Origin of the sequence: Streptomyces sp. MNU76 (genome assembly GCF_020982545.1) — a bacterium.
GTDB lineage: Bacteria > Actinomycetota > Actinomycetes > Streptomycetales > Streptomycetaceae > Streptomyces.
This window is the reverse complement of sequence record NZ_JAJKLK010000020.1, coordinates 1-5,995: the sequence shown is the minus strand read 5'-3', so window position 1 is coordinate 5,995 and position 5,995 is coordinate 1. Positions and strand designations below refer to the sequence as shown.

Annotated in this window: 3 protein-coding genes and 2 pseudogenes; 1 reads left to right on the top strand and 4 read right to left on the bottom strand. The window is 65.8% G+C overall.

Going from position 1 to position 5,995, the window contains the following annotated elements:
* From E4N62_RS33010 to E4N62_RS33000, 3 genes and pseudogenes are all read right to left on the bottom strand, one after another.
* The coding region (locus E4N62_RS33010) for a DUF4240 domain-containing protein (protein ID WP_230220366.1) at positions 1–159 on the bottom strand (159 nt) is incomplete at its 3' end.
* 214 nt (positions 160–373) lie between these two features.
* Positions 374–2,155, bottom strand: a complete 1,782-nt coding sequence (locus E4N62_RS33005) for a reverse transcriptase/maturase family protein (RefSeq protein ID WP_268270103.1) — start codon at positions 2,153–2,155, stop codon at positions 374–376.
* A 532-nt stretch (positions 2,156–2,687) separates the two neighbouring features.
* Positions 2,688–3,365, bottom strand: a pseudogene (locus tag E4N62_RS33000) (IS5 family transposase); the annotation flags it as partial.
* Between the two features lie 496 nt (positions 3,366–3,861).
* Between E4N62_RS33000 and E4N62_RS32995 the strand changes: the two are divergent.
* Positions 3,862–4,986, top strand: a pseudogene (locus E4N62_RS32995) (IS701 family transposase); the annotation flags it as partial.
* Positions 4,987–5,754: 768 nt separating this feature from the next.
* Here E4N62_RS32995 and E4N62_RS32990 read toward each other — a convergent pair.
* Positions 5,755–5,925, bottom strand: a complete 171-nt coding sequence (locus tag E4N62_RS32990) for a hypothetical protein (RefSeq protein WP_230220360.1) — start codon at positions 5,923–5,925, stop codon at positions 5,755–5,757.
* Positions 5,926–5,995 lie beyond the last annotated feature (70 nt).

Genomic DNA, 5,995 nt, shown 5'->3' with positions numbered 1-5,995 from the left:
CCTCTGTGGGTCGCGAAGTACGCTCTCGTACTCCTCACGTCCAGCTGCGACGACCGCCGCTCGGGTGTAGAGGAACTGGTCGCTCGACAGGTCATCGCCGTATTCCCTACGGTCCAGCCTGTACAGGGCCCAGGAGAGCTGCTCAGCGAAACCGATCACGTCGGATACCGAGCCGTTCGTCAGGTGGGCTGTCAGGGCAGCGGCAAGCTCATCCCCTCGGGGTCGATGGAGGAGCTACACGCTTCGATGAGCTGCCAGAAGGCGTTTTCGTTCATGCTGGCGAGCATGGCGGATGGGTGTGACACACCAAGCCGTCAAACGCCTGCCCCGCTAGCCTCCGGTATCCGATGAGAGTCATCCGGCTCTCCAGTGATCACGGCGTGGGTGATCTGGCCGTTCGTGCCTCGTGGATACGGTCATGGCAGGCAGCGCAGGCCACAAGGGTCTTGCGCCGCCGGTCGAGCATGACGCGCGCCCAGTCGGACGGCGGCCATCCGGCACGGGCGAGATCGGCAAGGGCTCGGACGTGATGCACCTGGACATCACCGGTGGCCCCGCAGACCTCGCACGTGTCCGCCAGGAGCCGGGTGATCAGCTCCTTCTGCGGATAGTCCACCCAGACAGGCCGACGGTCGACGACCTTCGCCGACCGCTGCTGCTGGAGAGGGATGCCACCGAACCGCGCCACCAGCGGCTTCCTGTTCTCCCGCTCGATGCGGGCCTCGAAGCAGACTCGGGGCCCGTTGGGCGTGTCGATTCTGGCCTTGTGCCTGGCGGCCATCTTCGTCACGGTCGAACGGTGCTTGCCCGCAAGGGTCTTGAGCATGGAGGTCTCCATCACCCATTGCAGCCGGTGCAGCCGGAAGACGTCTCCGGCAAGCAGGTAGTACTGGACGATGCCCCGGTAGACGGCTCCGAACGTGGCGACGATCGCGTGATCGCTGCCGTTGGTCAGTTCCGTTCGCTTCGCGGGCTTTCCGCGGGCGAGGTAGGGATCGCATTTGGCTTTGATCACGTCCCTGGGGACACGAAGGGCGATCTGGCCATTCACCCTGCGGTAGCGGCCGGTCTTCTTCGTGTCGTTGTGCTGGGTCGTGATCTCGTAACCGAGAAACCGTGCCGCCCGGGTACGGGCGTGGGTTACCAGCGTCTTCTCCTGGGAGAGTTCCAGCTTGAGTTCGTCACGCAGGAACTCGGCCAGGCGATGCTTGATCTGCTCGGCCTCGGCTTTCGGTCCGGTAAATCCGAGGAGGTGGTCGTCTGCGTAGCGGACATAGCGAAGCCTGCGATATGACGGATCGTTGGGATCCGCGCTCGGCAGGCTCACCATCCGCTGACGCAATGTCCGGGCCTCAGGCCGGTCACCGCGCCGGCGGGCTTTCGCCAGCAGATTTTGCAACTCCAAATACGCCGGGTTACGAGCCCGGCGCTCTCCACGGGTGCACTCCGGGATCAGAACCTTCTCGACGAACTCGTCCAACTTGTGCAGATAGATGTTGGACAGGATCGGGGAGGCCACTCCGCCTTGCGGCGCTCCGGAGAGCGTGGCTCCCCATTTCCAGTCCTCCAGGTATCCGGCTGTCAGCATGTTGCGCACCAGCCGCAGGAACCGCTGGTCATGGATCTTCTCGCCGAGGATCGACAGCAGGACCTGGTGATCCAGGCTGCCGAAGCAGTCGGCGATGTCCCCTTCGATGAACCAGGACGTCCCGGTCCAGGTGTGGGCCACCTCCCGCAGCGCGGTGTGGCAGCCCCTTCGGGGACGAAATCCATGCGATCGGTCGGAGAACGTCGGCTCGTAGTACGCCTCCAAGAGCAAGCGGACCACCTCCCCGACGAGCTTGTCCGACCAGGTCGGCAGCCCAAGAGGGCGCGTGCTTCCGTTCTTCTTCGGGATGTGCACGCGTCGAACCGGCCGGAAGCGGTAGCGCTCATGGCGCATCGCCTCGATGATCCGGTCGATCTTCCGCTGGGACATGCCGTCCACGGTTTCCGGCGTGGCCCCGGGCGTCATCGCGCCGTGGTTGGCATAGATACGACCGTAGGCCAGCAGATACAACTGCGGGTTGAACAACTGTCGATACAGCTCATTGCACGGCAGATGGCGCCTGCCGCGCTCACGCAGGACACCCAGCACCGTTGCGGCGCTCTGCATTTCGCATACCTCCCCATATCCGGGTGTCCGAATCACCTGGCCCCCTTCGCCCTGCGGGCGGCTTTCCCGTCCTCCCCGGCCGGGCGTCACTCCGGCGACTACTACGGGGCCTCCGTCGCCATAGGACTCGCGTCCCGTAGGCGATCCCACGTTCGTCCCTGTCTGTACGTGCTAGCGCGACACAGGCGTCCCACTCATCTCCTTGAATGTCCTCGCTGGACATCGCTCCACCGCCCGGAAGTTGCACCGGCCAACAATAGAAGCCAGTGCAGGCGTGGCGTCGGTTTCAACTGTCTTTCCGACGGATGGGAACTTGCATCTTCTGGAGATTGGGCTTCAAACAATGCAGTCTTCGCCATATCGCGCGGGCCGCCCGGCACACCGTCCCTGACAATTGGGCCCAGTCACCGGTTTGCTGACATGCTCTTGTCCCCTTCGCCTTTCGGATCCAGGTGAGTCATTCGGCCCAGGAACCTCCTTCCGAGTTCCTCCCGGCTGAGCCGGGGATACAAACAGGGCGCCTCGTGGCGCACACCGTTCGCTCGACCACCCAACGATGCCGGCCCAGCCGCTGCGAGGACTCGACGCCCTTGCGTGCGATGCGATGGCGGATGCCTCGCCGACCGAGCCATCGGCGCAGGTGGTCGTAGTCGTAGCCCTTGTCCCCGTGCAGCTTCTCCGGCCGTCGGCGCCGGGGGCCGCGGCGGGATGCCGCGCACGAGCGGCTCCAGGCCCTGGCTGTCGTGCATGTTCGCACCGGAGATACCCAGGGACAGCGGCAGCCCGTTCCGGTCACAGATCAGGTGGATCTTCGATCCCAGCTTGCCGCGATCGGTCGGATTCGGTCCCGTCAGTGGCCCCCTTTTGCCGCCCGCAGACTGGCCGAGTCGATCGCGCACCGCGACCAGTCCAGCTCTCCCCGCGCTCCGAGTTCGTCGAGGATCACGCGGTAGAGCCTCGCCCAGACCCGGTCCCGGCTCCACTGGGCAAACCTGCGGTAGACCGTGGGCCAGGCGGGGCCGAAGACCGGCGGCAGCTGCCGCCACGTGCAGCCCGACGTCGCCACGAAGATGATCGCCGCCAGGACTTCGCGGTCACCCGCCCGACGTCGGCCACCGCCCTGCGGGCGTATCACCACCGTCGGTGGCACCACCCGCCTGAACAGCACCCACAACTCGTCCGGCACCAAACGCTCAACCAGATCCGTCATGCACGGCTCAACGAACAATCACGCCATAAGAAACGACGTCTAAGTAGGCACTTGCCCGGAAAGAGGAAGGTCGGGAGCGTCAGTAGTCTGACAAAACGCCGAACCAGCAGGTTTACGGCATTAGACTCCCGTGCGAGGGTGGCAAGCAACGGACAATGCGGAGGGGAAATGAGCGCGAGCAGGACCCGCACTTGCTCTTTGTGCGGCGAGGGAGGGCACGACATTCGGTCGTGCGACGTCTCCCCTAACGCTGGGAAGTGCAGCGTCTGCAACTTCCGCGGGCATGACAAGCGTAACTGTCCGCGGAAGTAGAGAAGCACCACCGCAGGTAAGGCGCTAATACTCCAGCAGTACTTCGTGGCTTGACCTGGGGAAACGTCGAGCGGTGGGAGTGTAGCGGGCGGGGAGTCGTCACGGACGGCTTCTGCCCGCACGCCCCTCGAAGGAGTGCCCCCGATGGCAAGGTCGCCCCGGGCCTGGGAAGCCTCGGGTCGTGATCACCGAACAGGCAGCCGAGACCTGGGACCGCGACCTGGACCACCTCTTCACCACCATCGGGCGCCACTTCGGCCGTGTCGAACCACGCCGCCGCATGCGGGACTACGTGCGCGCACTGCTCGCCCCGGTGGCCCGAAAAAACAGCTGGCAACTTGCCGAACACGCCGGCCACGCCACCCCGGACGGACTGCAGCACCTGCTCTCCCGAGCCCGCTGGAACCCCGACGACATCCGCGACGACCTGCAGACCTACGTCGCCGAACACCTCGGCCGCCCCGACGGCGTGCTGATCATCGACGACACCGGGTTCCTGAAGAAGGGCACTACATCCGCCGGAGTCCAAAGGCAGTACTCCGGCACCGCCGGCCGCACCGAGAACTGCCAGATCGGCGTCTTCGCCGCCTACACCAGCACAGCCGGCCGCGCCCTGGTGGACCGGGAGCTCTACCTGCCCAAGTCCTGGACGGACGACCGTGACCGCTGCCGCGCCGCCAAGGTCCCCGACGAGCGGGAGTTCGCCACCAAGAACACCCTCGCGGCGACGATCGTCCGCAGGGCGCTGGCCTCGCCGCTGCCGGTCGCCTGGGTCACGGCGGACGCCGCCTACGGACAGGACAACCGCTTCCGCCGGATGCTGGAATCATCCGGCGTCGGCTACGTCCTCGCCGTCCCCAAGTCCCAGTTCTCCCTGGCCGGCCCACGCATCGACAAGGCCTTCGAGCAGGCCCCCGACCAGGCATGGGAACGCCGTTCCTGCGGGACGGGCGCGAAGGGACAGCGCGAATACGACTGGGCGGCCGTCCAGTTGCGCCCAGTGTCCGAGTACGACCACCAGGACGGCGTGTTGATCCGTCGACGGTGGGCGCTGGCACGGCGCAGCTTGAGTCGGCCGGACGAGATCGCCTACTACCTCGGCTACGCACCGCTGGATGTCGGCGTGGACGAACTGGTGCGCGTCGCCGGCGCCCGGTGGGCGATCGAAGAGTGTTTCCAGGCAGCGAAGAACGAGTGCGGCCTGGACGAGTACGAAGTCCGCCGCTACGTCGGCTGGTACCGGCACGTCACCTTGGCCATGCTCGCCCACACCTTCCTCGTTGCGATGAGCGCGCGAGCAGCCGAAAAAAGGGGATCCACCGGTGAGGATGCCGTGGTCATCGAGCTCACCGTGGCAGAAGTGCGGCGACTCCTGGCAGCTCACACACCCCGAGACGTTCACACCCTCACTCACGTGTTGAGCTGGTCGCACTGGCGCCGACGACGCCAAGCGGTGGCCCGCCGCTGCCACTACCGACGTCGGGGGCACTCCTTCGAGGGGCGTGCGGGCAGAAGCCGTCCGTGACGACTTCCCGCCCGCTACACTCCCACCGCTCGACGTTTCCCCAGGTCAAGCCACGAAGTACTGCTGGAGTACTAATACTGCAGCCGCAGTTGCGGGAGCGGGTGGTCGCGGACACTGGCCACATGCCCGGTCGACGGCCGGTGCGTGGGGCGCCCCGGTCAGCGGTTCTCCTTCGCTGTCTCCGGCGCCTTGCCGGGCCAGATGGTGGTCGCTATCGGCCAGATGAGACTGTATATAAGGATCTTGGTGAGCGGGTTGAGCCAGACAAGTAGCGGAGCGCCTTCGTCGAGTGCCGATTAGCATCACCAGGCCGAAGATCAGGCCGACGCTGATCGCATAGGCGAGCAGGAACCTGAGCCAGGACTTCCAGGCGTCCACGACGGCCACGCGGCCGTAGAGCTGGAGCGTCCGCGGCAGCGGCGCTCCGCCGAAGCGGCGGGCGAACTTCGCGTCGGCCCAGCGGACGGTGCGGTGGCCGTAGAACCGGTGTGATTCGAGGGTAGGCCGCCGACAGGCCGTGCCAGACCGTCGGCTCAGCGCCGTCCTGGATGCTCAGAACGGTGGCCCCAGCAGCACGACATCAATCAGCGGGACACACAGCAGCAGCGCGCCGAGGATCCGCCAGCCAGCGGCGTAGCGCGCGGCCAAACCGCCCACAAGGAAGATCCAAAAGAGCACATCGCAAGCGAAAATCAAGAAAGGATGACGCAGCCCCCAGCGCACAATGTGATCATTATTGTCCGGGCGGTTCTGATCCGGAGTCGGATCCAGCCAGTGCTACGGGGGTCGTTGG